The 25914-nt window shown below is 66.7% G+C and carries 22 protein-coding genes; 10 read left to right on the forward strand and 12 right to left on the reverse strand.

What is annotated here, in order from left to right; all coding sequences use genetic code 11:
- Nucleotides 1–20 precede the first annotated feature (20 nt).
- The 4 genes from dnaG to rpsU all read right to left on the reverse strand — a co-directional run bounded on the left by dnaG (nt 21) and on the right by rpsU (nt 3677).
- On the reverse strand, nt 21–1760 hold the full coding sequence (gene dnaG, locus D0Y85_RS02005) for a DNA primase (RefSeq protein ID WP_117309350.1): 1740 nt from the start codon (nt 1758–1760) through the stop codon (nt 21–23).
- A gap of 59 nt (nt 1761–1819) precedes the next feature.
- Nucleotides 1820–2779 (reverse strand): YihY/virulence factor BrkB family protein, encoded by a 960-nt coding sequence (locus D0Y85_RS02010; protein ID WP_051501539.1) that lies wholly within the window; start codon nt 2777–2779, stop codon nt 1820–1822.
- Nucleotides 2780–2884: 105 nt separating this feature from the next.
- Complete coding sequence (locus D0Y85_RS02015; RefSeq protein ID WP_032975623.1) at nt 2885–3328, reverse strand: GatB/YqeY domain-containing protein; 444 nt, start codon at nt 3326–3328, stop codon at nt 2885–2887.
- Nucleotides 3329–3461: 133 nt separating this feature from the next.
- Nucleotides 3462–3677 (reverse strand): 30S ribosomal protein S21, encoded by a 216-nt coding sequence (rpsU, locus tag D0Y85_RS02020; RefSeq protein WP_002808376.1) that lies wholly within the window; start codon nt 3675–3677, stop codon nt 3462–3464.
- A gap of 167 nt (nt 3678–3844) precedes the next feature.
- On the opposite strand from rpsU, the gene tsaD reads away from it, so the two are divergent.
- Nucleotides 3845–4870: a tRNA (adenosine(37)-N6)-threonylcarbamoyltransferase complex transferase subunit TsaD gene (gene tsaD / locus D0Y85_RS02025; RefSeq protein ID WP_117309351.1), complete on the forward strand. Its 1026-nt coding sequence runs from the start codon at nt 3845–3847 to the stop codon at nt 4868–4870.
- A 42-nt stretch (nt 4871–4912) separates the two neighbouring features.
- Here the strand turns inward: tsaD and D0Y85_RS02030 are convergent, their stop codons facing one another.
- Nucleotides 4913–5572 carry a hypothetical protein gene (locus D0Y85_RS02030; RefSeq protein ID WP_032952052.1) on the reverse strand — a complete coding sequence of 220 codons (660 nt, stop codon included), beginning with the start codon at nt 5570–5572 and terminating at the stop codon, nt 4913–4915.
- Between the two features lie 365 nt (nt 5573–5937).
- Between D0Y85_RS02030 and folB the strand changes: the two genes are divergently transcribed.
- The 4 genes from folB to D0Y85_RS02050 all read left to right on the forward strand — a co-directional run bounded on the left by folB (nt 5938) and on the right by D0Y85_RS02050 (nt 10685).
- A complete protein-coding gene (gene folB / locus D0Y85_RS02035) occupies nt 5938–6291 on the forward strand; it encodes a dihydroneopterin aldolase (protein ID WP_025878255.1) in 354 nt (117 codons plus the stop codon).
- Between the two features lie 91 nt (nt 6292–6382).
- Entirely contained in the window at nt 6383–7654 is a 1272-nt protein-coding gene (locus D0Y85_RS02040; RefSeq protein ID WP_059065752.1) for a mechanosensitive ion channel domain-containing protein, read from the forward strand.
- A gap of 128 nt (nt 7655–7782) precedes the next feature.
- Entirely contained in the window at nt 7783–9957 is a 2175-nt protein-coding gene (locus tag D0Y85_RS02045) for a glycoside hydrolase family 3 N-terminal domain-containing protein (RefSeq protein ID WP_117309352.1), read from the forward strand.
- A gap of 137 nt (nt 9958–10094) precedes the next feature.
- Nucleotides 10095–10685 carry a hypothetical protein gene (locus tag D0Y85_RS02050; RefSeq protein WP_117309353.1) on the forward strand — a complete coding sequence of 197 codons (591 nt, stop codon included), beginning with the start codon at nt 10095–10097 and terminating at the stop codon, nt 10683–10685.
- A gap of 106 nt (nt 10686–10791) precedes the next feature.
- On the opposite strand, the gene D0Y85_RS02055 is transcribed toward D0Y85_RS02050, so the two are convergent.
- Nucleotides 10792–11958, reverse strand: a complete 1167-nt coding sequence (locus tag D0Y85_RS02055; RefSeq protein ID WP_117309354.1) for a PQQ-dependent sugar dehydrogenase — start codon at nt 11956–11958, stop codon at nt 10792–10794.
- A 172-nt stretch (nt 11959–12130) separates the two neighbouring features.
- On the opposite strand from D0Y85_RS02055, the gene yiaA reads away from it, so the two are divergent.
- Nucleotides 12131–12583 (forward strand): inner membrane protein YiaA, encoded by a 453-nt coding sequence (yiaA, locus tag D0Y85_RS02060; RefSeq protein ID WP_025878247.1) that lies wholly within the window; start codon nt 12131–12133, stop codon nt 12581–12583.
- A 107-nt stretch (nt 12584–12690) separates the two neighbouring features.
- Here the strand turns inward: yiaA and D0Y85_RS02065 are convergent, their stop codons facing one another.
- The 6 genes from D0Y85_RS02065 to D0Y85_RS02090 all read right to left on the reverse strand — a co-directional run bounded on the left by D0Y85_RS02065 (nt 12691) and on the right by D0Y85_RS02090 (nt 18886).
- Nucleotides 12691–13038 carry a hypothetical protein gene (locus D0Y85_RS02065; RefSeq protein WP_025878246.1) on the reverse strand — a complete coding sequence of 116 codons (348 nt, stop codon included), beginning with the start codon at nt 13036–13038 and terminating at the stop codon, nt 12691–12693.
- Nucleotides 13039–13120: 82 nt separating this feature from the next.
- Nucleotides 13121–14422 carry an amino acid permease gene (locus D0Y85_RS02070; protein WP_117309355.1) on the reverse strand — a complete coding sequence of 434 codons (1302 nt, stop codon included), beginning with the start codon at nt 14420–14422 and terminating at the stop codon, nt 13121–13123.
- Complete coding sequence (locus D0Y85_RS02075; RefSeq protein WP_117309356.1) at nt 14419–15183, reverse strand: L,D-transpeptidase family protein; 765 nt, start codon at nt 15181–15183, stop codon at nt 14419–14421. The genes D0Y85_RS02070 and D0Y85_RS02075 overlap by 4 nt, the downstream gene beginning before the upstream one ends.
- 12 nt (nt 15184–15195) lie before the next feature.
- On the reverse strand, nt 15196–16044 hold the full coding sequence (locus tag D0Y85_RS02080; RefSeq protein ID WP_117309357.1) for a MurR/RpiR family transcriptional regulator: 849 nt from the start codon (nt 16042–16044) through the stop codon (nt 15196–15198).
- Nucleotides 16045–16345: 301 nt separating this feature from the next.
- Nucleotides 16346–17440, reverse strand: a complete 1095-nt coding sequence (locus tag D0Y85_RS02085) for a dipeptide epimerase (protein ID WP_025878242.1) — start codon at nt 17438–17440, stop codon at nt 16346–16348.
- Nucleotides 17441–18886 carry an SH3 domain-containing protein gene (locus D0Y85_RS02090; RefSeq protein WP_117311831.1) on the reverse strand — a complete coding sequence of 482 codons (1446 nt, stop codon included), beginning with the start codon at nt 18884–18886 and terminating at the stop codon, nt 17441–17443. It abuts the gene before it with no gap.
- Between the two features lie 132 nt (nt 18887–19018).
- Between D0Y85_RS02090 and D0Y85_RS02095 the strand changes: the two genes are divergently transcribed.
- The 4 genes from D0Y85_RS02095 (at nt 19019) to D0Y85_RS02110 (ending at nt 25827) form a co-directional block, all read left to right on the forward strand.
- On the forward strand, nt 19019–20491 hold the full coding sequence (locus D0Y85_RS02095) for a transglutaminase domain-containing protein (RefSeq protein ID WP_117309358.1): 1473 nt from the start codon (nt 19019–19021) through the stop codon (nt 20489–20491).
- 50 nt (nt 20492–20541) lie between these two features.
- The gene (locus D0Y85_RS02100; RefSeq protein ID WP_117309359.1) at nt 20542–23541 is read left to right on the forward strand and encodes a TonB-dependent receptor; all 3000 of its coding nucleotides are present in this window, start codon (nt 20542–20544) and stop codon (nt 23539–23541) included.
- An 83-nt stretch (nt 23542–23624) separates the two neighbouring features.
- Nucleotides 23625–25181 carry a serine hydrolase domain-containing protein gene (locus D0Y85_RS02105; protein WP_117309360.1) on the forward strand — a complete coding sequence of 519 codons (1557 nt, stop codon included), beginning with the start codon at nt 23625–23627 and terminating at the stop codon, nt 25179–25181.
- A complete protein-coding gene (locus D0Y85_RS02110) occupies nt 25114–25827 on the forward strand; it encodes a M15 family metallopeptidase (protein ID WP_117309361.1) in 714 nt (237 codons plus the stop codon). The genes D0Y85_RS02105 and D0Y85_RS02110 overlap by 68 nt, the downstream gene beginning before the upstream one ends.
- The last annotated feature ends 87 nt before the right edge of the window (nt 25828–25914 follow it).

A 25914-nucleotide genomic window follows, 5' to 3' on the forward strand; every position in this document is an offset into this window, starting at 1 on the left:
TCCGGGGATGTGCTCTGCCGCTACAGGCGCAGATTGGCGCGGGCCTTCAGCAGCTCGCGCATCTCGTACTTGTCAGTATCGTCCAGACCCTGTTGTCGCTGCTTGGCGTTGAGGTCGTCGATCCGCTGGAACAGCAGCTGCTTCTCCAGCTGGCCGACCGCGTCATGCAGTTCCACCGTCCACATCGCTTCATCGCCCGCCAGCGTCTGCGCGGCCAAGGTGTGCAGCGAGGCCTGTTCTTCGCGGCCGTCGAAATGCTCCAGCAGGGCGCCGGTACTGATGTCCGGGCGCTGTTCCACCAGCCCCAGCAGTTCCAGCAGCAGCTCCACGCCGGGCAGGCGCAGGCCCTGGAAGTGGTGCTTGCCGCCCAGGGTCAGGGCCAGCGATGGCTGCTGCAGCAGGACGGCGATCGCGCCACGCACCAAGCTGCGCTTGGCCGCCGGCTGGATCGTGCGCGGCGAGGCGCGTTGCGGCATCTGCGGCCGGCCGGCCTGCGCGTTGCCGCCCAGGCCGGTCAGCTGCGCCAACTGCTGCTTCATCAGGTCGCCGAAGGCACCATCGGGAATCTGCGCCAGCATCGGCTTGGCGCGCTCGGCCAGCCGTGCCTTGCCATCCAGCGTGCCCAGGTTGATCTCGCGGGTCAGCTCGTCGAAGAAGAACTGCGACAGCGGCGTGGCCTGCTTCAGGCGTTCGTCGAAGGCCTCGGCGCCTTCCTTGCGCACGATGCTGTCCGGGTCTTCGCCGTCGGGCAGGAACAGGAAGAAGGCCTGGCGGCCGTCCTTCATGCGTGGCAGCACCGATTCCAGCGCCTTCCAGCCGGCGCGGCGGCCGGCGGCGTCGCCGTCGAAGCAGAAGAATACGTCCGGCGCGTTGCGGAACAGCAGCTCGGCATGGTCCGGCGTGGTCGCCGTGCCCAGCGTCGCCACCGCCTGGGTGACGCCGAACTGGAACAGCGAGACCACGTCCATGTAGCCCTCGACCACGATCAAGCGCTCGATCTTCTGGTTGGCCTGGCGCACCTGCCACAGGCCGTACAGCTCGCGGCCCTTGTGGAACAGCGCGGTCTCGGGCGAGTTGAGGTACTTGGGGCCGTCATCCTTCTCGAACACGCGCCCGCCGAAGGCGATCACCCTGCCACGGCGGTCGAAGATCGGGAACATCACCCGGTCGCGGAACTTGTCGTAGACGTGGCCGCGGTCGTTCTTGGAGAACAGGCCGGCGCGGTCGAGCAGTTTCATCCGCCGCTCGTCCTTGCCCAGTGCATCGCGCAGGCCGCTGTAGCCATCAGGCGCATAGCCGATCTGGAAGCGCGCGCGGTTCTCTTCATCCACGCCACGACCGTCGAGGTAGCTGCGGGCTTTCTCGCTGCCCTCAAGGTTCTTCTGGAAGAACTTGGCTGCCGCGTCCAGCGCGGAATACAGCTCGCGGCTGTCATCCTGCTGCTGGGCACTGCGTGGGTTCTCGCTGCGCGGCACTTCCATGCCGGCACGCTTGGCCAGTTCATCCACCGCGTCGAGGAACTCGAGGCGGTCGTAGTTCATCAGGAAGCTGATGGCCGTGCCGTGCGCGCCGCAGCCGAAGCAGTGATAGAACTGCTTGGTCGGCGAGACGGTGAAGGAGGCCGAGCGTTCGTCATGGAACGGGCAGCGCGCGGCGTACTCCTTGCCCTGGCGCTTCAACGGCACGCGGCTGCCCACCACCTCGACGATGTCGGAGCGGGCCAGCAGGTCGTCGATGAAAGCGTCGGGGATACGGGCCATGGGCAACGAGGCAGGGCGCGGCGGCAGCCACGCGGAAGGGGGAAGTCAGTCCCCCTAGTTTACCCCTTGCCGGCCACGTTCCCGGGCGCGTTCGCCGCAGTGCCAGGGTCGATGCCGGCAGCGAGCAGATGATGGCGTGCGCGCAGGCGTTCATCGATCACCGCGGTCATCAGCGCGCCGACGAAGAAGACCACGGTGGCGTAGTAGATCCAGACCAGCGAGATCACCAGCGCACCCATCGAGCCGTAAGCGCTGCCCGGTGCGACGGTGGCGATGTACACGCCGATGCCATAGCGGCCGAGTGCGAACAGCGCCGAGGTGATGAGGCCGCCGATGAAGGCCTGGCGCCACGCCACGCGCCGGTCCGGCAGGTAGTGATACATGAAGGCGAAGCCGACCGCGTACAGCAGCAGGCTGGTCAGGTAGCCGATGGCCGGCAGGATCGAGGGCAGCTGCGCAAAGGCCACCTGCAGCACGGTGGTGGCGGTCATCGACAGGATCAGCAGGAAGCCCAGCGCCAGCACCACGCCGAAGGAGAACACGCGTTTGCGCAGCCACGCCTTGATGCCCTCCAGGCGTTCGCCGCTGGTGCGGAAGATCAGGTTCAGTGCGTTCTGCAACTGGGCAAACACCGCAGTGGCGCCAACGAACAGCAGCAGCGTGCTCCACAGCCCGGCCAGCGATCCGACGTCGGGCTGGTTGTCGGCATTCTTCAGCACGGTTTCGGCCACGGTCGCGGCACTGCTGCCGGCCACCGAGCTGATCTGGTCGACCAGGGCCTGCTGTGCCGGCGGATACAGCGAGGCGGTCAGCCACAGCAGCAGCACCAGCAGCGGCGCCATCGACAGCAGGGCATAGAAGGAAACCGAGGCGGCCTGGGTCAGCACGTCGATTTCGACGAAGCGCTTGACGACGGCCATCGGGAAACTGTCCTGCAGGCGCTTGATGTACTTGTGCAGGGACGCGGGGCCGCCGTGCGGCGCGCGGTCTTCGGGGGCGTGGGACGTTGGATCAACCATGCCGGAGTTGTAGCAGCACCACGTCGAAGACGCGGTGAAGCAGGTGCGCAGGAGCGCGTCCCGCAGTCCCTTCGCAGTGCGGAAGGGACCCGGGTCAGGCGTCGCTTACGACAGCGCCTGCTTGACCAGCTTGGACACCAGGCCCATGTCGGCCTGGCCGGCCAGCTTGGGCTTCAGCGCGCCCATCAGCTTGCCCATGTCGGCCGCGCTGCTGGCGCCGGTCTCGGCGATGGCCGCCTGGATGGCCGCGACGATCTCGGCTTCGCCCATCTTGGCCGGCAGATAGGCTTCGATCACCACGATTTCGGCGCGCTCGATGGCCGCCAGGTCTTCGCGGTTGGCCGCTTCAAACTGGCTGACCGAGTCCTTGCGCTGCTTGACCATCTTGTCGAGCACCGCAATCACGGCGGTGTCGTCGAGCTCGATGCGCTCGTCGACTTCCTTCTGCTTGATGGCCGCGTTGATCAGGCGGATGACGCCCAGCTTGTGCTTCTCGCCGCCCTTCATGGCGGCCTTCATGTCTTCGGTGAGCTGCTGCTTCATGCTCATGACGAACCTCGTGGTGGTAGTGGGGCAGGGCGGATGCCCGGGCCCGGAAACGCAAAAAGCCGGCGACGCTCGCGCGTGCCGGCTTCGACTCCATCGCGGCAGGGAATGCCCACCGCAATGAAGATGCGTCCGATCAGTACAGGCGCTGACGCTTGGTAACGTCGCGCGACGAGCGGCGCAGCTGACGCTTCACAGCAGCGGCGGCCTTGCGCTTGCGCTCCTGGGTCGGCTTTTCGTAGAACTCGCGCTTGCGGGTTTCGGCCAGCACACCGGCCTTTTCGCAAGTGCGCTTGAAGCGGCGAAGAGCAAACTCAAAGGGTTCGTTCTCGCGGACTTTGACGCTGGGCATGGAATCTCCGGGACACAGTAGAACCGGGTCACGCCCGGCGAGCCGCACATTATAGTGGCGAATAAACAAACTGCAAGCCACAAATCCTGAATAGGGGCAAGTTGTTGGATTGCAGTAAGACCTGCCAGTTCCCCCGAGGGGTTGGCAGGGGCGTCATAATAGCAGGCATGCGAGTCCTTGGCATCGAATCTTCCTGTGATGAGACCGGCGTGGCGGTGTATGACACCGACCTGACCGGCAGCGCTGCCCTGCGCGCCCATGCGGTCTACAGCCAGATCGCCCTGCACGCCGAGTACGGCGGTGTGGTGCCTGAACTGGCCAGCCGTGACCACGTGCGCAAGCTGCTGCCGTTGATCCGGCAGACGCTGGCCGAGGCCGGGCTTGGCGTGAACGACATCGACGGGGTGGCCTACACCGCCGGCCCCGGCCTGGTCGGGGCGCTGCTGGTGGGCGCCGGCGTGGCCCGGTCGCTGGCCTGGGCGCTGGAGGTCCCCGCCGTGGGCGTGCACCACATGGAAGGTCACCTGTTGGCGCCGCTGATGGAAGACGATCCGCCGCAGGCCCCGTTCGTGGCCCTGCTGGTGTCCGGTGGCCATACCCAGCTGGTGGCCGTTGATGCCATCGGCCAGTACCGGCTGCTGGGCGAAACCCTGGACGACGCCGCAGGCGAAGCCTTCGACAAGACCGCCAAGATGATGGGCCTGCCTTACCCGGGCGGGCCGCAGCTGGCCGCGCTGGCCGAGCAGGGCACGCCGGGCATCTACCGCTTCACGCGGCCGATGACCGATCGCCCGGGCCTGGATTTCAGCTTCTCCGGCCTGAAGACCCAGGTCCTGATGGCCTGGCGCGACAGCGACCAGAGCGAGCAGACCCGCGCCGACATCGCCCGTGGCTTTGAAGACGCCGTGGTCGAGACCCTGTGCATCAAGTGCGAACGCGCGCTGGAAGCGGCCGGCACCAATGTGATCGTGGTGGCCGGCGGCGTGGGTGCCAACAAGCGCCTGCGCGCCCGCCTGCAGCAGATGGCCGAGCGCCTCGGCGGCCGCGCCTGCTTCCCGCGGCCGGCGTTGTGCACCGACAACGGCGCGATGATCGCCTTCGCCGGCGCGCTGCGCCTGCTGGCGGGCCAGCACAGCCCGCCGAAGGTGGACGTCACCCCGCGCTGGGACATGGCCACGCTGCCGGCGGTGTGAAGCCCCGCAAACGGTAGCGCCGGGCCATGCCCGGCGGACGCATCATGGGCGCCCTGCCAACGGCGACGCCGCCAATACCGTCGTCGCCCGTTCATGGCGCTGCAGCCATGCCAGCGTGTGCGGGCACCGGGCGTGGATCAGCCGCCCGATCGCGGCCAGGTCGGCGCCGATGTCGCGCTCAAGGATCGGTTCGTGGTGGGCGATGCGGTTGCGCAGGTGGCGGATGCGTCCGATATCTGCGTGGATGGCTTTCCTGGTGACACTGGGATGGGCCGAAGGCGCATGGCGTAGAACGCCGCTGAGTGCTGGTATCCACAGCGAAGCGTCGAAGCGGCAGGTGAAGAGCTGCTGCCAGAAAACCATCGGCAGGTTGGCGACGATCTCGGGCGTGTCGGTGGTACGGCCGGTGACCAGTTCCAGTGCGGTTCTCGCCGAAGCGGATGAAGATGCCGGCAGCCTGCGTCGGAAGGCATCATTCCACGGCCATCGAGGCCCATGTTGCCGGGCCAGCGCCGATGCGGCTGCGTTGCGGATGACAACTTCGCACAGATGCACCGGCATCATCAGCGCACCGCACATCCGCATGTTCCACAGGTACAGGGATTCGGCGGTGACACCCGGGCTGCAGGCCGATGCAATTCTCTCGTAGGTCGACAGGCGCTCCGCTGACAGAGCGCGCCTCAATGCATCGTATGCAGCCATCGTGATGTGCGGTGGTGAAGGAAGGGTCGATGCTGGCCAGAGACGGCGGCGATCACCATCGGGGAACGCCGTTGCCTGCGTGACCGATTTCCTGTGTTTCGGCTCGGACGAATTCCGTGAGTTGCTTTGTCGCAATTGGCCTTGACCGGCGATTGGGTCCTTGCCTAACCTCAGTGCCTGCGCCACCGGGACACGCGGCTTGAGAAAGCTCCCCCCGGGGACAAAACGGTAGTACCAAAGGGCCCCGCTAGCAGGGCCCTTTGTCTTTTCCAGACCTTGCGAATGCCCGGCGGCCCGCCTCCGTTCCGGGCAGGCTCACTGCCGTCCCGTTACCATGGCCACCTGTTTTCCGGCTGGTAACCGCAATGGACAAGGTTTTCATCGAAGGGCTGACGATCGACGCCCTGATCGGCATCTACGATTGGGAGCGGCGGATCCGCCAGGACCTGGTGTTCGATCTGGAGATGGGGTTCGACAACCGTCGCCCGGCCGCCAGCGATGACATTGCCCATACCCTGAACTACAAGGCGGTCAGCAAGCGCCTGGAGCAGTTCGTGCGCGAATCGGAATTCGGGCTGGTGGAGACCCTGGCCGAGCGCTGCGCGCAGATCGTGCTGGACGAGTTCGACGTGAAGTGGCTGCGCCTGAAGCTGAGCAAGCCAGGGGCGGTGCGCGGTGCACGCGCGGTCGGCGTGATCATCGAACGCTCGCGGGACTGACACGCCGGTAGTGCCGGCCGTCGGCTGGCAACCCCCGGTAGTGCCGGCCGCTGGCCGGCAACCTCAACAGCAATGGAGAAGGAGACAACCGATGGTGGACGCAGTGGTGGCGGTACAGTGGCTGGAAAAGCTGCAGAACACACTGGAACCCTATCCTGGCGCCTACCTGGCGTTGATGATCTCGGCGCTGCTGGTTGCCGCCGGCCTGGCCAACTGGGTGACCAAGCGCATCCTGCTGCGTGGCCTGCGTCGCCTGCTCAACCGCCTGCCCGGCGCCGATACCGGCCGCGGCAGCCATCTGATGCGGGTCATTTCGCGGCTGTCCAACGTGGTGCCCAGCCAGGTGATCGCCTCGGGCATCCGTATCGTGCCGGACCTGCCGCCGGGTCTGGTCGGCTTCATCATCGGTGCCTGCCAGGCGTGGGCGATCCTGACCGTGGTGCTGGCGCTGTCGCATGCGCTGGATGCGGCCAACGACCTGTACGAACGTCGCCCCGAGGCGCGCAACAAGCCGATCAAGGGGTACCTGCAGGTCGCCAAGATCATCATCTTCGTGATCGCCGGGCTGTCGATCGTTGCCACCCTCGCCGGTGTCGACCTGCGCTACCTGGTCACCGGCCTGGGCGCGGCCACCGCAGTACTGATGCTGATCTTCCAGGACACCATCCTGTCGCTGGTGGCCAGCGTGCAGATCAGTGGTGATGGGCGTATCCGCATCGGCGACTGGATCGAGATGCCCAGCCAGAATGCCGACGGCGATGTCATCGATATCGCCCTGCATACGGTGACGGTGCAGAACTTCGACAAGACCATCACCACCATCCCGACCAAGAAGCTGGTGACCGAGTCGTTCAAGAACTGGCGCGGCATGCAGGAGGCCGGTGGCCGCCGGATCAAGCGCGCGCTGTTCCTGGACCAGCACAGTGTGCGTTTCATGGAGGAACAGGACCTGGCCTTCCTCGGCCAGTTCGCCCTGCTGGGCGACTACCTGCGCGGCAAGCAGCAGGAGCTGGGCCAGTGGAACGGGCGCCTGCGCGAGCAGGGCGTGGCCGAGGTCAACAGCCGCCGGGTGACCAACCTGGGCACCTTCCGCGCCTACGTGGAGCGCTATCTGGCCAGCCACCCGGGCATCCATACCGATATGACCCTGCTGGTGCGCCAGCTGCAGCCGACCACCGAAGGCCTGCCGCTGGAGCTGTACTGCTTCACCCGCAGCACCGCCTGGGGCGAATACGAGGCGGTGCAGTCGGACATCTTCGACCACCTGCTGGCGATCCTTCCCGCCTTTGGCCTGCGGGTGTTCCAGGCGTCCAGCGACGCGATGTTGATGGCCGGGCAGCGCCAGTTGGCCGGCTCGGAGTAAGCTGCGATGCCCCCGGCCGGACCGTACGGATCCGGCTGGTGGCTGAAACTGAATGACGAAACCTCTCGCCAAATCGTCCGGGATCGCTAGAATGCCGGGCTTGTAAACGTTTTCATCAAGGACTGCCGGTGGCCTCCGATCGCATCGAATCCCTCATTGCCCAGATGACCGTCGAGGAAAAAGTCGGCCAGCTGGGTGTCTTCGCGGACATGGTCCGCCCGTTCGCCCCGGACGTGAACCCGGAAGCCAACGTGCGCAATGCCGACCAGGTGCTGCAGCAGGTGCGCGAGGGCAAGGTCGGCTCGCTGTTCAACGGTGTCGGCGCCGAGCTCGGCCGCCGCATCCAGCAGGTCGCCACAGAGGAGAGCCGCCTGGGCATCCCGGTGATCCTGGCGGCCGACGTCATCCACGGCATGCGCACGGTGTTCCCGATTCCGCTGGGCGAGGCCGCCAGCTTCGAGCCGGACCTGGCCGAGCGCACCGCGCGCGCCACTGCGGTTGAAGCCACCGCTGCCGGCCTGCACTGGACCTACGCACCGGCAGTGGACATCGCCCGTGACCAGCGCTGGGGCCGCGGTGCCGAGGGTGCCGGTGAGGACGTGGTACTGGGCTGTGCCTTCGCCGCCGCCCGCGTGCGTGGCTTCCAGGGCAGCGACCTGCGCGCCGCCGACTCGCTGCTGGCCACGCCCAAGCACTTTGCCGCCTATGGCGCGGTGATGGCCGGCATGGAATACAACATGGTGGACATCTCGCCGCAGACCCTGCGCGATGTGCACCTGCCGCCGTTCAAGGCGGCCTTCGACGCTGGCGCGATCACCGTGATGTCCTCGTTCAACGACATCAACGGCGTGCCGGCCAGCGCCAACGCCGAGCTGCTGACCGACATCCTGCGCGGTGAATGGAAGTTCCCGGGCGTGGTGATCTCCGACTACACCGCCGACATGGAACTGGTCGCGCACGGTTATGCCGCCGACGACCGCGATGCCACCGCCAAGGCGTTCACCGCAGGCCTGGACCTGAGCATGCAGAGCGGCTTCTACGCCGAGCACCTGCCGGGCCTGGTGGAGAGCGGCGAGGTGCCGATGAGCGTGCTGGATGAAGGCGTGCGCCGCATCCTGTGGCTGAAGGAAGCCATCGGCCTGTTCGACGACCCGTACCGTTCGCTGGACCCGGCGCGTGAAGCCGATACCTCCCATATCGCCGCCCATGACGAACTGTCGCGCGATGCCGCGCGCCGTTCGATCGTGCTGCTGAACAACCGCGACAACGTGCTGCCGCTGCAGAAGAACGGGCAGAAGATCGCGCTGATCGGCCCGTTCGTGCAGGACCGCGACAACATCGAAGGCTGCTGGACGCTGTTCGGCGACAAGCAGCGCTACGTGGATCTGGAAACCGGCGTGCGCGCGGCCATCGGCGATGACGCGCTGCTGGAAGTGGTGCCGGGATGCGAACTGGAAGCCGCCATTGCCGGTGGCACCGAGGCGGCCGTGGCCGCTGCGCTGCGCGCCGACGTGGTGGTGCTGGCGCTGGGCGAGCCGCAGCGTTACAGCGGCGAGGCGCAGTCGCGCGTAGAGATCACCCTGCCGCCGGCACAGCAGGCGCTGGCCGAAGCGGTGGCGATGACCGGCAAGCCGCTGGTGGTGCTGCTGCGCAATGGTCGCGCGCTGGCCCTGCAGGGCGCGGTGCGCAATGCGCATGCCGTGGCCATCACCTGGTACCTGGGCACGCAGACCGGCCATGCCGTGGCCGATGTGCTGTTCGGCGATTACAGCCCGTCCGGCCGCCTGCCGGTCAGCTTCCCGCAGGTGTCCGGCCAGCAGCCGTACTTCTACAACCACCCGCGCACCGGTCGCCCGGAACTGCCGACGATGTCGGAATTCAAGGCACGCTGGCGCGAGATTCCGAACGAGCCGTTGTACCCGTTCGGCCATGGCATCGGCTACACCACCTTCGCCTACGGCGTGCCGCAGCTGAGCAGTGCGCGCGTCGGCTGGGACGACACCCTGACCGTGACCACCACGCTGACCAATACCGGCAGCGTGGCCGGCGAGGAAGTGGTGCAGCTGTACATCCACGACCGCGTGGCCAGCCGCGTGCGGCCGGTACGCGAGCTGAAGGACTTCCGCAAGGTGGCCCTGCAGCCGGGCGAGTCGGCCGAGGTGGTGTTCACCCTGACCCGTGAACAGCTGGCATTCACCGGCCGCGACGGCGTGCTGCGTGCCGAGCCGGGCCTGTTCGACGTGTGGGTGTGCGCCTCGTCGATGGCCGGTGACGCGGTGCAGTTCGAGCTGCTGAGCGCCTGATCGGTAGAGCATCCACGCATGGCGTGGATCTACTGGCAATGAGGAGCGCCGGGCCATGGCCGGTGTCCTCACCCATGGCGAACACGCCGGGCACGGCCCGGCGCTACCATCGGAGCCTGATCCGATGGAGACCGCGCATGCGTACGATGGCCTACCTTGTTCCTGTCCTGTTGCTGGCAGCGTGCTCGCAGCCGGCACCGCCGCCCGAACCTGCCGCCGATGCGCCTCCGCCGATGACGGGCGCGACGCCGGCCGAGGCGGCCGCCAGCACCACGCCCGATGCCGTCGCCGCGCCACAGGCTGCGGCGGAGCACGCCAAGGATGCGGCTGCGACGCCGGCCGATGCTGCCAACCCCGCAGCACCTGCGGCAGACGACGCCCGCGCGCGCATCGAGACGCTGCTCGGCGATGCGGCGCAGTATGAAAAAGTATTCACTGCCTTCAAGACCGCAGTGGTCGGTGGCGATCGCGCGGCGGTGGTTGAAGAAGTGCGTTTCCCGCTGAACATCAGCGATGGCAGGAAGATCACCGGGCCCGGTGAATTCCAGCGCAACTACGAAAAGATCATCACCCCGGCGGTGGTCAAGGCGGTGTCCGCGCAGGACTTCGGCACGGTGTTCGTCAACCAGCAGGGCGTGATGATCGGCGATGGCCAGGTCTGGCTGACCGGCCAGTGCCTGGACAAGGCCTGCACGCGCACCGAGGTGAAGGTCGGCACCATCCAGTAACGAAAACGGCCCCGTATGCAGGGCCGTTCCAGATCGGTGGTGCCGGCCGCTGGCCGGCAACCAGGGCTCCTGCAGGTGCCGGCCAGCAGCCGGCACCACCCGGCCATCAGGCCTTCGGCGTGAGCTTCAGCAGCCGTGCCTTGCTGCCGTCTTCCAGCAGCCACAGCGCGCCGTCCGGGCCCTGTTCCACTTCGCGGATGCGCTCGCCCATGTTGAAGCGTTCGGCCTCGCGCGCGCTGTCGCCGTCGAAGGCAACCCGCACCAGCGAGGTGGACGACAGCCCACCGATGAAGGCGCTGCCCTTCCACTGCGGGAACAGGCTGCCGCTGTAGAACATCAGGCCGGCCGGGGAAATGACCGGGTTCCAGGTCACCTTCGGTGCGGCGAACTCCGGGCGGGTGTCATGGTCGGGAATCGGACGGCCGTCGTAGTGGTCGCCGTTGGACACGATCGGGTAGCCGTAGTTGGCACCGCGCACGATCAGGTTCAGCTCATCGCCGCCGGCCGGGCCCATCTCCTGCGCCCACAGCTTGCCGTTGGCATCGAAGGCGATGCCCAGCACGTTGCGGTGGCCGAGCGACCACACCTGCGCGGCCACACCGCCCTGCGAGGCGAACGGGTTGTCGACCGGCAGGCTGCCATCGTCGTTGAGGCGGATGATCTTGCCCAGGTTGCCGCTCATGTCCTGCGCAGGATCGAACTTCTGCCGTTCGCTGGAACTGATCCACAGCTTGCCGTCCGGGCCGAAGGCCAGGCGGTGGCCGTAGTGGCCTTCGCCACTGACCTTCGGCGTCTGCCGCCAGATCACCTTCAGGTCCTTCAGCTGGCCGCCACCGTTGGCATCGAGGGCGAGGGTGGCACGGGCCACGGCCGCGCCGCGCGTGTCCAGCGTGCCTTCCTCGGCGTAGCTGACGTACACCACATGGTTGCGGGCGAAATCTGGATGCAGGATGACGTCACCGAACCCACCCTGGCCGCCGTAGGCGACCTTCGGCACACCGGTGATTTCATGTTTCTGGCCGCTGGCCAGGTCAAGGTGCTGCAGCTTGCCGCGCTTTTCGGTGACCAGCAGGCTGCCATCGGGCAGGAAGGTCATCGCCCACGGCTGGTCGAACCGGCTGACCTCGGTGGCGGTGAAGGGGCGTTGGTCTGCGCTGGCCGCGGCGGTGGCCGGGGCCTTCTGGCCAGAGGCATCAGGGCCGGCCGCGTTGCAGGCGGTGGTGGCGAGGATCGGCAGCAGGCCGAGGGCGAGCAGCAGGGGCGTGCGGGTCATGGGTATCTCCAGCGGAAGGGGATGCGGATGGCCAGGCTCTCCCTTGTATACCACCGGGGCGGTGACGGTCGTGGCCCGAAGGTCCTGCTCCCCCCTGTGCGGCATGGCGCGGATCGTCTAGGGTGTTGTCGCCCGGGCAAAGCATTGCCCGCCTGTCTGCCAAGGACCTGCAATGAACGCACCCCTCATCCATCGACCCTCGCCCGCCTTCATCGCCGCCTCGTGGGTGGCCCTGCTGCTGGGCGCGGTGGCCTACCTGGTCGGCCTGTTCAATGCCGAGATGCCACTGAACGAGAAGGGCTATTACCTGACCCTGCTGCTGTTCGGCCTGTTTGCGGCGGTATCGCTGCAGAAGAGCGTGCGCGACCGCGTCGAGGCCATTCCGGTGAGCGGCCTGTACTACGCGCTGTGCTGGTTCGCACTGCTGTCGGCGCTGTTGCTGCTGCTGGTCGGCCTGTGGAACGCCACCCTGGTGCTGAGCGAAAAGGGCTTCTACGGCATGGCATTCGCGCTGTCGCTGTTTGGCGCGGTGGCGGTGCAGAAGAACACCCGCGACCTGATTGCCGCCAACGCGGCCGAGCCCAAGCGCGCTTCGTCGATTCCGCCGCTGCCGGAACAAGAATGATCGGCTGAGGTAGCGCCGAGCGCCTGCCCGGCCCAGGCCTGCACAGCAGAAGGCGCCGAGCATGGGCTCGGCGCTACTGTGGCTGCATCAGTCAACAGCTGGAGGGCTCAACCGTGGCGCGTCAGCCGCGGATCGGCCACATGGGCTTCATCCCAACCGCGGCGGACAGCGGCGCGGGCCTGATCCCATTCCAGGCGGCTCTTGCCGCGCTCGGTCGCCCAGCGGGACTGCAACTCCGCTTCGACCTGTTCGTAGGCGCGGATCACCTGATCGGCGCGGGTTTCGTTGAAGCGTGCTGCGTGGCCGATCTGATAGGCCGGCTCGTAGTCATCGAACAGCAGGCTGGCGTCGTAATACGGTTCGGCGCTGTAGCGGTCGCGCCAGTAGTCGGAAATGGCCTCGCGCGGGGTGCTGTCTTCCGGCACGCGACCGGGGATCTGGTAATCGGGGCTCATGGACAGAAGGCTCCGTAGTGGACGAAGCCTGATCGTGCCCATCGGCCGGTTAACGCGCCGGACCGGCAGCGTGATCGGCAGGTCAATCAGCAGCGGCATCCTTGCGCGGCAGCTTGTAGATCACCCCGCCAACGGCGAAGGCGACCAGCGCCGCGACGATGTTCTGCCAGCTGGCACTGGCAAACAGGGCCACGCACAGCAGCAGGGCCAGCACCGGAATCAACGGGCCGCCGGGCAGCTTCAGCGCGCCGGGACGGCCGGCATAGCGCTTGGCCAGTACCAGCACTGCGGCGGCCGTGCCGATGTAGGCGAACAGGCGCGTGGTCATCGACAGCAGTGCCAGCTGCACGAACGACCCGGACAGCGCCAGGCCGAGGGCGATCAGCCCTTGGCAGAAGATCGCCGCGGCCGGGGTGCGGAAGCGCGGGTGCACCTGCGCCAGCACCTTCGGGCCGTAGCCATCGCGGGCCAGGGCGAACAGGAAGCGCGGGCCCATCATCATCGTGTTGCTGTTGGTGCCGAGGATGGAGATGGTCGCGCCCACGGTGAGGATCAGCGCCAGCGCCTCGCCGCCGAAGCTGGAGGCCGCATCGGCCAGTGGCGTGGCCGAGTTGGCCAGGCCGGGCAGCGTGCCCTGCGCCACGATCTGCACCGCCGCGTAGATCACGGTGACGGTGACGATCATGGTGATCAGCGCGAACGGGATGTCGCGGCGTGGGTTGCGGTATTCACCGGCCGCGGCCGGAATGTTCTCGAAACCGGCATAGGCATACAGCAACAGCAGCGCCGCCTCGCCCATGCGCTGCAGGTCGTGCGGGTCCGGGCGCTGGCCGGAGAAGGCCAGCTGCGGGTCGATGTAGAAGGCGCCGATGGCCACGAACAACAGCAGCGGCAGCATCTTGCCGATCACCAGCACGATGCCGGTGCGCGCGGCCGAGCGCACGCCGATGATGTTCACCCCGGTGAGGAAACCGAGCGAGACAACGATGATCGCGATACGGCCCATGCCTGCGCCTGCCCACGGCCAGAACCGCGCCACGGCGTCGGCCAGCGCATTGCTGAGCGCTGCCGCCGAGCTGATGCGGGTCAGCCAGATCATCCAGCCGATCTCGAAACCGGCAAAGCGGCCAAAGGCTTCGCGCGCGTACAGGTAGCTGCCACCGGGCTCATCGAAATAGCTGGCCGCCTGCGCGTAGCACAGCACCAGCAGGGCGACGACGATGCCGGCGGCGACCACGCCCCACAGGCTGAAGGGACCGAGCAGGGCGACCGTGGCCGCCGGCAGCAGGTAGATGCCGCTGCCGACCACATCGTTGATGGACAGGCCGACGATCTGCCAGCGGCTGACCGCGCGCTGCAGTTGCGGTTCGTCGGCGGCGCTCAACGTACGGCTCCTTCAAGCGCGGGCAGTTTCCACTGCGCCTGCAGGCGCCGGTATTCGGCCCTTGGCAACAGGACGAAGCGTGGCGTGTCCTGCGGGCGCAGCCAGTCCAGCAACGCCTGCATGCGCACCTCTGGCATCGCAGTGCAGCCAGCGGTGGCCTCGCCGGGCTGGCGCCACAGATGGGCGAAGATGCAGCTGCCCTTGCCGGGTTGGTTGTCCGGGTTGTGCGCGATCACGAAGCCTTCGCGGTAACGCACGTCGCCCTGGTTGTGCAGGTCCAGCCGCATCGGTTCGGTGGAACCGGCGATGGCGGCGCTGCCCACCTTCTTCGCATCGACGATGCGGTTGTAGAACGGCGATGCTGGCACGTCCATGCAGTAGCTGCTCTCGAGCATTGGCTGATAGGTCATCGCCGTGCCGGGCCGGGTGATGGCATAGCCGAACGCGCTGCCCAGCGCGAACACACCGGCCGGACTGCGGCCATCGCCTTCCTGCTTCTGCGGACCGTCGGCCTGGGCAGGATGCAGGCCCAGGCCCCAGGCACTGCCGGTGCGACCCAGCGCCACCGGGAAGGCCTGGCCATGCCGGCGCCAGTGCTTGCCGTCGCGCACGAAGGCCTGCAGCTGGCCCTGCGTGCTGTCCCAGGTCTCGCTGGTGACCACGATCAGTTGGCGAGCGTTGTCCAGCGGGGCAGCGTGGAGAGCCGCTGCGGCAACGAGCAGCAGCGCGGCAGATGCAAGGCGGGCCAGCAGCAGGTTCATCGGGTGCTCCGGTCAGGAATCCAGCAGGTGGTCGATCCGTTCCAGGTTCATCGCCAGCTGCTGCTGGCGATCCGGATTGGCGTGGCAGAGCAGCACGAACAGGAAGTCGAGCAGGGCATGCATGGCGCTACGGTACAGCAGCTGCGCCACCTGCGGCGCGCGGTCGTGCGCGCACACCACCAGCGCCGCATCGGCATGCGCGCGCAGCGGATTGGCGGTGTGGCGGGTGATCGACACCACCTTGCCGCCCATGTCCTGGAACTGGCGCGACAGCTGCGAAAGCTGCGGCAACTTGCCGAACTCGGAGAACATCAGCAGCACATCGCCCGGGCGCGCGGCGGACAGGTTGGCCAGCATCAGGATCGGATCGGTATGCGGCACCACCAGCAGGCCGAGCAGCGACAGCCGCATGGCGAATTCGCGCGCGTACAGGCCGTCGTCACCCAGGCCGTGCACAAACAGCTTGGGCGCGCCGTCGAGCAGCTGCACGATGCGCTCGATCTCCTCGCGTGGGTTGGCCTGGCGGGTTTCTTCCTCGGCCTGGGCCTTGCTGCGGCGCAGGGCGTCGCCCAGGCGCAGGTAGTCATCGCTGATGTCCGGTTCGGCGGGCACCTGCTGTGGGTCGGCACCGGCACGGGCCACGTCCTCGCCGATGGAATATTTCAGGTCCGGGTAGCCCTTGAAGCCGAGCTTCTGGCTGAACTTGACCACGCTGGACTGGCTGATGCCCAGCGCGCTGGCCAGCTGCTGCGAGGAGTAGTCGCGCAGCAGGTGCGCGTTGTCGAGGATGAAGTCGGCGATGCGGCGTTCGATGGCCGACATCTGCCCGCGCTCGGTGCGTATTTTCAGCAGGGGCGGCATGCGAGGCGTCCGGGTGTCTGCAACGGCGTTGCGGTTGGCAGCGTAGAGCGTGTCATGGGATGGGTCGGGCGGGTGGGGTTTGCAGGGGACGCCGTGAATCCGTCCATGGAGGCTTGGCCGCGCCATCCATGGCGCGGACACCCCTGCAAACCCCACCCGCCCGACCTCGGACAGATCGCGCGCGTGCCAGCCGCGAAGGGGGTACGGGGTAGGGCAGAAGCAAGAGCAGGAGCATCCACGCATGGCGTGGATCTACCGGGGCGCGGCCCTTGTAGAGTCGAGCCATGCTCGACTGCGCGGATCAACCCAGCATCTCCAACCCGCGCACTTCGGTGATACCCAGCCCCGGCACATCGCTGATGCTGATCTCCGACTCGTTGAAGCGCACCCCGCCGCTGACCGGGTCGAACTGGCCCAGCGATGGGCCGTCGAGGTCGACCTTGGTGATCACATCGCTCTTGGCTACCGCCAGGTGCACCGCTGCGGCCACGCTGATGCTGGATTCGATCATGCAGCCGATCATGCACGGCACGCCGTAGATGCCGGCGATGTCGGCAATGCGGATTGCGTTGGACAGGCCACCGGTCTTCATCAGCTTGATGTTGATGATGTCGGCGGCGCGCTGCTGGATCAGGTCCATCACCTGGCTCGGACTGAACACGCTCTCGTCGGCCATCACCGGGGTGTTGACCCGATCGGTCACGTACTTCAGGCCGCTGATGTCGGCGGCCTTGACCGGCTGCTCCAGCAGTTCCAGCACCACACCTGCATCTTCCAGCGTGCGCATCGCATGCACCGCCTGCTTGGCGGTCCAGCCCTGGTTGGCATCCAGGCGCAGCAGCGCGCGGCCTTCGACGGCGGCATGGATCGCCTTGACCCGCTCGATGTCCACGCCGATGTCCTTGCCGACCTTGATCTTCAGCGACTCGAAGCCGCGTTCGATCGCCGACAGCGAATCGGCCACCATCTTGTCGATGTAGTCCACGCTGATGGTGATGTCGGTGGTGATCACCGGGTCGCCACCACCGAGCATCTGGTACAGCGGCGCGCCATGCAGCTGCGCCCACAGGTCGTACAGGGCGATCTCCACCGCCGCCTTGGCGCTGGTGTTGCGCTCCATTGCGGTCTGCACCAGCGTGCACAGGCGGTTGAGGTTGACCACCTCCTGGCCGATCAGGCGCGGGGCGATGAAGTGCCGGATCGCTTCGATGATCGAGCCGTGGGTGTCACCGGTGATCACCGCGGTGGCAGGCGCCTCGCCGTAGCCGGTGTGGCCGCTGTCGGTGCGGATCAGCACCACCACGTCCTCCACGGTTTCCACCGTGCGCAGCGCGGTCTTGAAAGGGGTCTTCAGCGGCACGCGCAGCATGCCCAGTTCGATGGCGGTGATCTTCATTCAGGGGTTCTTGGCACGCAGGCGTTGGATGTTGGTGATGCGATCGATGTAGCGGACGCTGTCGCTGGCCATCATCGGCTCCAGCGGGGTGACCGATACGCCATTGAGGTGGGCCTGCACACGCTTGCCGTCGGCGCCGAACCAGCTGCCGCCCGCGGTATCGTGGATCACCCAGGTGCGGCCATCAACGTGGCCGATGGCCATCATCACGTGGCCGGGGATGTAGACCAGGTCACCCACCTGCAGATCGGTGACGGCGCGGTCGCGCACGGCCTTGCCGTCCTTGGCGGTGAACGGCAAGCGGTCCAGCGCGGGACTGACCGCCTGTGCGCTGGTATTGCGTGGCAGCAGCACGCCGAAGCTGCGGTAGATCTCCGATACGAATCCACTGCAGTCGCGGGTGTCGTAGTCGTGGCCCCAGCCGTAGCGCTCGCCGAGGAACTTGAACGCTTGCTGCAGCAGCAGGCGCGGGGTCAGCGGCAGGTAGTCGGCGGCGGAGTCCTGCGAGCGCGGCAGCAGCGCCGGCACCAGCTTCAGGCGGCCATCGGCCTCGCGCACCGGCAGCTGCACCACCCACGAGGCGTGCGCCTGTTGCCCGTTCACCGGCTCGGCGGCGGGCCAGTCGGCCAACACCGGCAGGCGCACGCCCATGTCCAGCTGCAGGCGCGAGACACGCGGTTTCTCGGGTGTGTAGGCGGTGTGTGCTGTGGCAGCGGTGACGATGCGGTACGGGCCCTTCGCGCCGTAGCCGAGCACCGTGGCCTTGTCACCGCTGGCCACCGCGTCGGCTTCGATCCATGCGCTGTAGCGCTCGCTGTGCACGAACAGCCAGCGGCCGTCGGTGCTGCGGTGGACGACGGCAACCTTGTCGCCGGGGAACAGTGCCGACTCCTGGAAGCGGTCGATGTCGGTATCGCCGACGGTGCTGAAGACACGCTGGCGGGTGGGGAAGGTGCGCAGCGCGGCGCGCTTCACCACCAGGGCGTAGTCCGGCGACACCTGCGACGGAACTGCATCGAGACCGAGGTTGGCTTCGATCGCGCTGCGCACGTCCGGTGCGATGGCGCGGCCTTTGTCGTCATACAGTGCCCGCGCGGGCCAGCTCGACAGCGTGGTGATGCTGTCACGCACCTGTGCCGCGCTGAGCTGCGCAGGCAGGGTGGCGATGTCCTGGATGTGCTTGTCCTGCGCGCGCATCCGTGCGTTCTGCGCCTCGATCTGCGCGCGGTCCAGGATAGGCGCGTCGGCATTGTCCAGCCGTGCCGCCCAGTAGTCCGCGGTGAGGTAGGCCTCGTGCAGGCCGATCACGTAAGGCAGCGGGGCGCCGGGGTCGGGTACAGGCGTGGCCGCCTGGGTGAATGCGGGTGCGCCCAGCAGGCCCAGGGCCAGTGCCAAGGTCAACCGGTGCGGCCAGTGCCGACGCGGTTCGCGGGAAGCCAGGATCATGCGCTGCACACCCTCCTCGAATGCCTGTTGGAATATTTATTCCTTTCGGCCTCGAAAGCAAGAATAAATTATTGACCGGTCTTCCGGCCCGTGTTACACAGCCGTTACCACCCGCGCTTGGGAAGTGTCGCTGTGGATCCTGCCGTTCGCAAACCGTCTCTGCCTGCCGCTGCCGGCCTGTGTGCCGCGCTGCTGCTGTGGGCGTCGGCGGCACCGGCCGCGGATCCGCGCAGCGCCACTGAACGCGAACGGAAAACCCAGCTGATCGATCTGGTCGACAGCGGTCGTTTCAGCGATGCCGATGCGTTGCTGGCGACCGCAGGCGATGCTGCCGAAAGCGCGTTCCAGCGCGAGCGCATGCGCCGCATCAAACTGGATTTCTCCCTTGACCAGGCCGCTGCCAAAGCAGCGGTACGCCGCTGGATTCCCGACCTGACCGACGAGGAATTCGCGCGCTGGGACCAGCTTGGCCTGATCGAGCATCTCGACATCGATGGCACGCGCTGGTACTTCAAGCGCGCACCATCGAACCTGTTCCTGCTCAGCGATGAAGCGCGTGCACGCCGCCGCGCGGATGCGCCGATGCCGGCGCCGGGCCCCAACGAGGTGCTCAACGCGCATCACGCGCGCGTGGTTGCCGCCGCCGAACAGAGCGGCATGGCATCCGTGCTGCCGCAGCGCATCGAATTCACCCAATCGTTGACGGTCAAGGCGGATGCCGTACCGGCCGGCGAAACCGTACGTGCCTGGATTCCGTACCCGCGCGAGATTCCCGGCCAGCAGGAGCGCGTGCAGTGGATCGGCAGTGCACCAGGCCAGGCACGAATCGCCCCGGCCAGCACCCAGCAGCGCACCGCCTACCTGGAGGCCAAGGCGGTGGCCGGGCAGCCGACACACTTTGAAATCCGCTATGCGCTGACGATCTTCGCGCGCCACACGGCAATCGATGCGACGAAGGTGCAGGCCACGCCGGATGATCCAGCATTGAAGCCCTATCTGGCCGAGCAGCTGCCGCACGTGCGCTTCACGCCCGCGCTGAAGCTGTTCTCCGACCAGGTGCTGCAGGGCGAGACGCGCCCGTATGAAGTGGTGCGCAAGCTGTTCGCCGCGGTCGACCGTATTCCGTGGGCCGGTGCGCGTGAGTACTCGACCCTCAGCAACATCAGCGACTACGCGTTGCGCGCCGGCCATGCCGATTGCGGGCAGCAGACACTGCTGTTGATCGCCCTGCTGCGCATGAACGGCATACCCGCGCGCTGGCAGTCGGGCATGGTGTTCTCCGACGATGGCAGCGGCTACAACAACCTGCACGACTGGGGCCAGGTCTACCTGGCGCCCTATGGCTGGCTGCCGATGGATGTGACCACCGGCGCGCTGGCCAGCGACACGCCCGCGTTGCATGACTTCTACCTCGGTGGCCTCGATGGCTACCGCATCGCCTTCAACGACGATTTCGGCCAGGCGTTCGTGCCGGCCAAACAGCACTACCGCTCGGAAACGGTCGACTCGCAGCGCGGCGAGGCCGAGTGGTCAGGCGGCAACCTGTACTTCGACCAATGGAGCTACGACCTCCAGTGGCGGGTACTGCCAGCCGGGCAACGCTAGCGCGACACACCACCCCACCACCATTCAATTCTTGCAGGAGAGAGCAGGGGATGAAGGCTTACAACATCAAGCGGGCGGCCTTGTGCGTCGCCCTCGGCGCGTGCATGGCCACGCTGGCGCCCAGCGCATTCGCACAGGACGGTGCCGTGGTCGGCCGCCTGACCAGCGATGCCGGGCAGGTGCCTGCCGGTGCCACCGTTACCGTGCGCAACCCCGCTACCGGCTTTGTGCGTTCGGTGCAGGCCGACAGCAAGGGCAGCTACCGCATTCCGTTGTTGCCGGTCGGCACCTATGACATGGAGGTCAGCCTGCCGGGCGGTGCTGCCAGCCGCGTCGGCCAGGTCACCGTCAGCCTGGGCAGTGCAACCACGGTGAATGTGCCGCTGGGCGCGGTCAGCACGTTGGGCGCCGTGGAAGTGCGCGCGCCGCAGGTGGTGTCGATGGTGGACGTGAAGTCCACCGAGTCGGCCACGAACATCACCCGCGAGGAACTGTCGCGGCTGCCGGTGGACCGTGACATCACCGCGGTGGCGCTGCTGGCGCCCGGCGCGGTGAAGGGCAAGGGCTCGCTGGGGGGACAGGGCATCTCCTTCGGTGGTTCGTCGGTGGCGGAGAACACCGTCTACATCAACGGCCTGAACGTCACCGATTTCTACAACCGGGTCGGGTTCTCGTCGGTACCGTTCTCGTTCTACCAGGAGTTCCAGGTCAAGACCGGCGGCTACTCGGTGGAGTTCGGGCGCAGCACCGGCGGCGTCATCAACGCCGTCACCCGCTCGGGCAGCAACGACTTCAAGGCCGGTGCCGAACTGGTGTTCGAGCCGCGCGCCTGGCAGTCGCAGGCGCGCGACCGCTATGACGGCGACGGCAGCCGTTACATCACCGCAAGCCGTGACGACTACTCGCGCAGTGCGCTGAATGTGTTCGCCTCCGGTGCGCTGGTGCAGGACCGGCTGTTCTTCTTCGGCATGTACGAAGCGCGCGACTACACGCCCCGTTCGACCAATGATGCCGGTACCGTATTCAACCGGGGTACTGCCGATGATCCGTTCTGGGGCGGCAAGCTGGATTGGCAGATCACCGACAACCAGATGCTGTCGTTGTTCGGATTCTCCGACAAGAGCGATACCGTCACCGACGTCTATCGCTACGACCATGACACCGGCATTGTTGCAGCCGAGCGCAACAACCAGATCTACAACACGGTGGGCGGCAGGAACTGGTCGGGCACCTACAGCTGGCAGGTCAACAACGATCTGACCATGAAGCTGATGTATGGCGAGAATAAGCGCAACCGCACGCAGAGCTCGTTGATGGACGAGAACTGCAACCGCGTGTTCGACAACCGCACTGCCAGCCAGGGCGTGCCGTCCAACCTGCAGGGTGACCGCAGCTGCACCAGCAGCTCGCAGCTGGAGTCGGCGCTGGATACGCGCAAGGCCGCGCGCGCCGACTTTGAATGGTCCATCGGCAACCATCTGCTGCGCTTTGGCCTGGACCGCGAAGAAAACACCTCCGACTACGAGCGCGCCTATCCCGGTCCCGGTGGCCTGCGCTACGACATCTACTACCGCACGCCGGGCAGTTCACTCAACGGCGGCACCGTGCCCGCCAGCGGCCTGGTCGCGCGTACCCGCCGCTACGAAGTGGCCGGTTCGTTCGAGACCATCAACTCAGCCTACTACCTGGAAGACAACTGGCAGGTCACCCCGAACTTGCTGCTCAACATCGGCGCGCGCGTGGAAGGGTTCGACAACAAGGGCGGCGACGGCGACAGCTACATCAAGATCGACAACATGATCGCGCCACGCCTGGGCTTCGCCTGGGACGTGCGTGGTGATGGCACCACCAAGGTGTTCGGCAACCTGGGTCGTTACTACCTGCCGGTGGCCAACGTCATCAACATCAAGCAGGCCGGTGGCTTCCTCGATGAGCGCACCTGGTATGAGTTCCTGGGTTACACCGGCGCCGCGAACAACGTGCCGAACCTGGGCGGCCAGATCGGTCCGGTCGACAATTCGCAGGGCGATGGCAGCGTGCCGGACCTGCGCGCCGAGGTGAACCGGGACATGGATCCTGTTTATCAGGATGAAGCGATTCTAGGCTTCCAACACATGCTGAGTGAATCGTGGTCGGTTGCCGCCAGCGTCACCTACCGGCGCCTGAGCAACGCCATCGATGACATGAACATCACCGCCACCGGCCAGTGTGGTGCGATCGACGGCGTCTGGATCATGGGAAACCCCGGGCGCACGAACACAGTCTGGGGGGACACCAATTGCGATGGCAGCAACGATGGCTGGATCGACATCGACACCTCCAAGGAAGGCTGGGCGCTGTATGACGACGACGGCAATTACGTGGGCCAACGCGGCTGGGTGAAGCCCAAGCGTGACTACAAGGCGCTGGAACTGCAGGTCGATCGCGCGTGGGATGGCAAGTGGGGCTTCAATGCCTCCTATACGCTGGCCTACGGCCGCGGCAACGCCGAAGGCCCGGTCAACTCCGATACCGACTTCGCCGACGCTGGCCGCACTGAGAACTTCGACAACCCATGGGTGAACTACCGCGGTTATGGCTATCTGGCCAATGACCGCCGCCATCAGTTCAAGTTCCGCGGCAGCTACGCGTTGACCGAGAACCTCAGCGTGGCCGCCACCCTGGGCGTGCAGTCGGGCAGCCCGATCACCCGCTTCGGTGCGGGCAATCCCTTCGACGACACCGACTTCCACAGCTATTACGTGTGTGTGTCCAACTGCCAGTCGACGGTGCCCTCCGAACGTGTGTTCGTGCATTCGCCGCGCGGTGGCGATGGCCGTACCCCGTGGACCTACGATCTGGACGTCAGCGTTTCCTACAAGGTGCCGATCCCCACCGACCTGCGCCTGAAGCTGGCGGTGTACAACGTGCTCAACCAGCAGCGCGTGGTCACCGTGGACCAGGACTACGAACCGCAGGACAGCATCGGCACGCCGAACCCGATGTATGGTTATGGCACGGGCTTTCAGTCGCCGCGCTATGCGCAGTTGACGGTGACCTGGAATTATTGAGGATGCATCTGCGCGCCGCCCTGCGGGGCGGCGTGGCGTGATGAACGCCGTACCTGCCTGCGCGCTGCCTGACGGAGACTGACTTGCATCGTCTGTTGCTACTGGCTGCAGCACTGGCCAGCCCCACCGCCCCAGCAGGGGCGGTGGACACCGCACGCCTGGACGCCGACATCGCCTTCGTGGGCCAGCACGAGCACCTGCCGGGGCTGGCGATGGCGGTGGTCGAGGATGGCCAGGTGGTCTATCGCCACGCCGAAGGCGCGCGCGGTGACGGCGGCCGCATCGACGAAGACACGCTGTTCAAGATCGCCTCCAACAGCAAGGCGATGACCGCCGCGCTGCTGGCCACGCTGGTGGAGCAGGGCAAGCTGCGCTGGGACGACCCGGTACGCCGCCATCTTCCGGCGTTCCGCATGCATGACCCGTGGGTGGGCGAACACCTGCAGGTGCGCGATCTGCTGATTCACAACAGCGGCCTCGGCCTGGGTGCCGGTGACCTGATGCTGTGGCCTGAGCCCAATGCCTTCACCCGCAGCGATGTCATCGCCGGGTTGGCACACCTGAAGCCGGTCACCAGTTTCCGCAGCGGCTACGCCTACGACAACCTGATGTACGTCGTTGCCGGGGAGGTGGCTGCGGCCGCCGGTGGCAAGCCCTATGACCAGCTGATGCGCGAGCGGGTGTTTGAACCGCTGGGGATGACCCGTTGCCAGGTGGGCGCATGGTCGGTGAAGCAGGTCGGCAATGTCGCCCAACCGCATATGCGTCGCGATGGCCGCAATGTGGTGGCCGGTGCCGATGGAACGCTCAGCCCCGATCTGACGTCGATGGCGGCCGGTGGCATCCGCTGTTCGCTGCGCGACATGACGCGCTGGATGCAGGTGCTGCTGGACCCGGCGCTGGCACCGGCGTGGTTGGGCGCCGAGCAACGCCGCATGCTGTGGACGCTGCACATGCCGATGCCATTGGGCGAACGCCAACGCAAGTGGGACAACGCCCACTTCTATGGCTATGGGTTGGGCTGGCGGGTGTCGGACATGGACGGGCACTGGAAGGTAGCGCACACCGGTACGCTGTCGGGCATGTATTCCTCGCTGGCGCTGCTGCCGGATCGCAAGGTCGGCGTGGTGATGCTGATCAACGGCGAGGCCGAAGAAGCCCGCACCGCGTTGATGCAGTCGACGCTGAAACAGTTCACCGCGCCGGATGACGCGCAACCTGTGGGGTACTACCTGGCCGAGCTGAAGGCCGATCAGGCCGCGCGTGCCGCCACGGGAAGTCGTGTGCCCTCCACCCGGGCGGCGCAACCGGCCGCCGCCACCGATCTGGCGCAATGGCAGGGGCGTTACCGCGATCCCTGGCTTGGCCCCGCCTCGCTGTGTCCCACCGCCAACGGCCTGCGCTTCAGCGTCGACAAATCGCCCACGCTGCAGGCAACGGTGCAGCAGCTGCAGGGTCGCTGGCTGTTGCAGTGGGATACGCTGGAACCTTCGGCGCAGGCGTGGCTGAATCCCGATGCAGGCACGCCGACGCTGGAACTGCGCGCCATCGATCCGGAGATCGACTTCAGCTATGACTTCCAGGACCTGCATTTCACTCGTACTGGCGATTGCCCTGGCAGCGGCGGCCCACGCCGCTGAGCCACCACGCATCTCGACCGCCACCGACGCCACTGCGGCAGGACTGGTGGAGATCCGCACGCTGTCACCGCGCATCGAGATGGACATCCGCTACGCCGGTGCCAACAACTTCACCGCTGCGCGCGTGCCCGGCTATGAGGCGCCTGCATGCTACCTGCTGGCGCCGGTGGCAAAGGCGTTGGCCGATGTAGAGGCCGACCTGCGCGCGCAGGGTTTCGCGCTGCGCCTCTACGATTGCTACCGCCCGGTGCGCGCGGTGCAGGCGTTCATGGCCTGGGTAAGTGATCCGCAGGAACAGTCGCGCAAGGCGCTGCAGTATCCGGATCTGGACAAGCCGCAGCTGCTGAGCGACGGCTACATCGCCGAGCGCTCTGGCCACAGCCGTGGTGCCACCGTGGATCTGGGCGTGCTGGATTGCCGCAGCGGGCGCTGTACGCCGATGGACATGGGCACCGATTTCGACTTCTTCGGCCCGCGCGCGCACACGCAGACGCCCGGCCTGAATGACGCACAGAGGGCCAACCGCCAGCAGCTGGTACAGGCGATGGCACGGCGTGGTTTCGCCAACTATGCGCAGGAGTGGTGGCACTACACGCTGCAGCCCGAGCCGGACCCCGGTACCGCCTACGACGTGCCAGTGCGGTAAGGGGGTGTCGGCAGGGCTGCGCCCTGCACCCGCCGAATCGACGGCAACAGCAACAGCAACAGCAACAGCAACAGCGGGCTATCCGTG

Source organism: Stenotrophomonas sp. G4 (assembly GCF_003428825.1).
GTDB classification, from domain to species: Bacteria; Pseudomonadota; Gammaproteobacteria; order Xanthomonadales; family Xanthomonadaceae; genus Stenotrophomonas; species Stenotrophomonas indicatrix.

What these genes read in the sequence shown, in the direction of transcription:
- dnaG (WP_117309350.1), bottom strand. Translation starts at nt 1,760, where the DNA reads ATGGCCCGTATCCCCGACGCTTTCATCGACGACCTGCTGGCCCGCTCC.
- D0Y85_RS02010 (WP_051501539.1), bottom strand. Translation starts at nt 2,779, where the DNA reads ATGGTTGATCCAACGTCCCACGCCCCCGAAGACCGCGCGCCGCACGGC.
- D0Y85_RS02015 (WP_032975623.1), bottom strand. Translation starts at nt 3,328, where the DNA reads ATGAGCATGAAGCAGCAGCTCACCGAAGACATGAAGGCCGCCATGAAG.
- rpsU (WP_002808376.1), bottom strand. Translation starts at nt 3,677, where the DNA reads ATGCCCAGCGTCAAAGTCCGCGAGAACGAACCCTTTGAGTTTGCTCTT.
- tsaD (WP_117309351.1), top strand. Translation starts at nt 3,845, where the DNA reads ATGCGAGTCCTTGGCATCGAATCTTCCTGTGATGAGACCGGCGTGGCG.
- D0Y85_RS02030 (WP_032952052.1), bottom strand. Translation starts at nt 5,572, where the DNA reads ATGGCTGCATACGATGCATTGAGGCGCGCTCTGTCAGCGGAGCGCCTG.
- folB (WP_025878255.1), top strand. Translation starts at nt 5,938, where the DNA reads ATGGACAAGGTTTTCATCGAAGGGCTGACGATCGACGCCCTGATCGGC.
- D0Y85_RS02040 (WP_059065752.1), top strand. Translation starts at nt 6,383, where the DNA reads ATGGTGGACGCAGTGGTGGCGGTACAGTGGCTGGAAAAGCTGCAGAAC.
- D0Y85_RS02050 (WP_117309353.1), top strand. Translation starts at nt 10,095, where the DNA reads ATGCGTACGATGGCCTACCTTGTTCCTGTCCTGTTGCTGGCAGCGTGC.
- D0Y85_RS02055 (WP_117309354.1), bottom strand. Translation starts at nt 11,958, where the DNA reads ATGACCCGCACGCCCCTGCTGCTCGCCCTCGGCCTGCTGCCGATCCTC.
- yiaA (WP_025878247.1), top strand. Translation starts at nt 12,131, where the DNA reads ATGAACGCACCCCTCATCCATCGACCCTCGCCCGCCTTCATCGCCGCC.
- D0Y85_RS02065 (WP_025878246.1), bottom strand. Translation starts at nt 13,038, where the DNA reads ATGAGCCCCGATTACCAGATCCCCGGTCGCGTGCCGGAAGACAGCACC.
- D0Y85_RS02075 (WP_117309356.1), bottom strand. Translation starts at nt 15,183, where the DNA reads ATGAACCTGCTGCTGGCCCGCCTTGCATCTGCCGCGCTGCTGCTCGTT.
- D0Y85_RS02080 (WP_117309357.1), bottom strand. Translation starts at nt 16,044, where the DNA reads ATGCCGCCCCTGCTGAAAATACGCACCGAGCGCGGGCAGATGTCGGCC.
- D0Y85_RS02085 (WP_025878242.1), bottom strand. Translation starts at nt 17,440, where the DNA reads ATGAAGATCACCGCCATCGAACTGGGCATGCTGCGCGTGCCGCTGAAG.
- D0Y85_RS02090 (WP_117311831.1), bottom strand. Translation starts at nt 18,886, where the DNA reads ATGATCCTGGCTTCCCGCGAACCGCGTCGGCACTGGCCGCACCGGTTG.
- D0Y85_RS02100 (WP_117309359.1), top strand. Translation starts at nt 20,542, where the DNA reads ATGAAGGCTTACAACATCAAGCGGGCGGCCTTGTGCGTCGCCCTCGGC.
- D0Y85_RS02110 (WP_117309361.1), top strand. Translation starts at nt 25,114, where the DNA reads ATGACTTCCAGGACCTGCATTTCACTCGTACTGGCGATTGCCCTGGCA.